The following is a 2,629-nucleotide window of genomic DNA, read 5'->3' as shown; positions in this document are numbered from 1 at the left end:
AGCAGCGGCATCAGCGGCGGCATCAGCGGCGGCATCAGCGGCGGCATCAGCTACAACATCAGCGATCACATCTACAATAATACATCCGTGGCCTAGATCGATCTGAGGGTTAGCATTGGTATATTGTTTAGGTTCACCGGGTTGAATGCGGCCAGTTAGCATTTCATCAAGTTTAGTGGTACTCATTGTAGGTATTTCCTTTTTTTGTTAAAAAATAAACAGCCAGTAAAGACTAGCAAAGCCCTCAAACAAAATGTATTACACTTGATTACAAATGAATCTCTCAGATAACACAGAGATATATGGTCACTCCGCCAGCGAATTTTTTACTAATAAAGGTAACGGTCCTATGACATAAATCCGGCGTCTAATGTCTATTTCGTTGGAAATTAAAAAGTGGAAAGTAAAAAGGACAGACACATTTTTTTGCAAAAACTACAGTATCAACTACTGTTTTTGCAAAAATCATAGTATCAACCACTGTTATTACACGGCTGTGTTGTAGTTGAGTGTGGGTATAAAAAATTCATATCATAATGCCTCTTTTATCCATGTTTGATCTGAATACTCAGTGTTATCTTCCATAAACCTAAACCAGCTTAAATAATTCTCAATGTAGTCTGTACCAATGCCATTAAAACGTCTTAACCATGCCTTCCATCGCATCATATAATTATTAAGTGTTTGGATATGGTAAATACCTTCTACTACTCTTTGGTTATCCAACCCAATCAAACGTTTATGGTCAATGTCGAGTTCTTTAGCAATACCTTTATATGATAAGTTTCCATCAGTACAAAGCACTGAGCCTGATAATAAAGGCTTCAATTGTGCTTGAATATTTTCTTTTGTATTTCGTTCTAAAACCTTGTGAGATATAGCACCACTACGATCAAGAGCAATGAAAATAGGAACTTTTTCGATTTTTCCACCGCCACGTTTACGTGACTTACGGTTAATAGCCCTCTTACCTTTAAAAGATTCTGGTAAAGATGTTTCATCAGCTTCAATAACACCCGTTAGTACTGAAGGATTAAAGCTGGCAGGGGCTTTAATAAACATATGTCGCCAACGAAATGACGTTCTAAGTGTTATATCCAAAGCTTTAGCTGATTTTCTAAGGGATACGCCTTCCCACATTAATTTGGTATATTCGATCCACTTCTCAGCCTTTTTCATTCGGTAAAGTGGTGAGTCTGCAAGTGCATTAAATGTTTTGTTGCATGATTTGCACTTAAAGCGCTGAATTCCTTGCTTTGTCATTCCCCAACGATTTAGATTATGTGAATCACAATGGGGGCAATGAGATATTGATTCCTCATGGTCGGCAATAGCTTGACCTACTTGGTTAGTGGCAATATTTGATTCAACTTCGTGGCGAAGCTTTTTAAGTTGAGCGTAATTTAAGTTGGTAATGTGATGTAGTATATTTTGAAACTGCTTGGAAGCCATATTGCACCTGCCGTTGTTGGGTTTCAGTACATTAACTATAGTTCACCAACACCGAAAGACAACATAGCCTATTACACACAGTGCTACTGAAGTTGATATATTATGACTCGCGCAAGAAAAAAGCTTATTGATTTAGCATCGATATCTTATTATCACTTAATCTCACGATGCGTGAGACGTGCATTCTTGTGTGGTGATGATAAATACACAGGTAAAAACTTTGCTCACCGTAGGGAGTGGTTAGTAGAGCGAATTAAGTTATTAAGTAGTGTGTTTGCCATTGAAATTGCTGCCTACGCGATTATGAGCAATCACTATCACCTTGTTGTGAACGTCAATAGGCGTCAAGCACTTGATTGGTCTGATGATGAAGTAATTAACCGCTGGTATCAGCTTTATAACGACCACTTTTTAGTCGACCGCCATTTAAAAGGTGAGCAGTTAGATAAGCCAAGTTTGCTCTTTTTTAATGAGATCATCGCTAATGGCGAGAAAGATTGTATGACATCAGCTGGTATATGAAAAACCTCAATGAGTACATTGCCCGCGAGGCCAATAAAGAAGATAACTGCACGGGTAAGTATTATTCGCTGCCATCCTTGGCGCTCATCCTTCGGGCTGCCTGACGGCATTCAAATTTATTCCTTATAAATTTGAGGGAAGGGCGCATTACTTATAAAGAATAGTCGCATGCATTATTAGATGAAACCGCAGTGCTCAGTTGCATGGCCTACGTTGATTTGAACTCTATCAGAGCAAACATAGCCAATACGCTTGAAGACCGTGATTTCACCTCAATTCAAGAACGTATAGCGCACTTTAAAGCCTTTACCACAGACACGGTTAAAGCGAATAAGCTTCTCAAACAAAAAGATAATATTCAGCATGAAAGCCAACCAGCACAGCTAAAACCATTTGGCGGCAATCACATTAAACACAGGATCCCCTTTGCCTTACTGGATTATATTGAATTAGTCGACTGGAGCGGCCGCCACATAGATCCAAAGAAAAAAGGGCATATCAACAAAACTATGCCAAAAGTGCTCCTGACTTTGAATATAGAAGAAGCGCAATGGCTTGAATCAATTCAACGTTTCAGGCAGCAGTACTCAAATTTTGCAGGCAGCAAACAACGGTTAAAGCAGCAAGCCGCCAGCAACGATGTAAAATGGTACAA

General features: G+C 39.2%; 2 protein-coding genes and 1 pseudogene. 1 reads left to right on the top strand and 2 read right to left on the bottom strand.

Translation table 11 applies throughout. The features are described from left to right. Together H5158_RS22290 and H5158_RS22285 are read right to left on the bottom strand one after the other, a co-directional pair. A partial coding sequence (locus H5158_RS22290; RefSeq protein ID WP_182740937.1) for a hypothetical protein occupies positions 1-186 on the bottom strand: 186 nt, incomplete at its 3' end. Positions 187-531: 345 nt separating this feature from the next. Beyond that, positions 532-1,452, bottom strand: a complete 921-nt coding sequence (locus tag H5158_RS22285) for an IS1595 family transposase (protein ID WP_182740936.1) — start codon at positions 1,450-1,452, stop codon at positions 532-534. Between the two features lie 102 nt (positions 1,453-1,554). Between H5158_RS22285 and H5158_RS23530 the strand changes: the two are divergent. Next, positions 1,555-2,629: pseudogene (locus H5158_RS23530) on the top strand (hypothetical protein); the annotation flags it as partial.

The organism is Pseudoalteromonas sp. SR45-6 (assembly GCF_014163545.1).
GTDB classification, from domain to species: domain Bacteria; phylum Pseudomonadota; class Gammaproteobacteria; order Enterobacterales; family Alteromonadaceae; genus Pseudoalteromonas; species Pseudoalteromonas rhizosphaerae.
The sequence above is the reverse complement of the archived record's forward strand: the minus strand, read 5'-3'. Positions and strand labels throughout refer to the sequence as shown.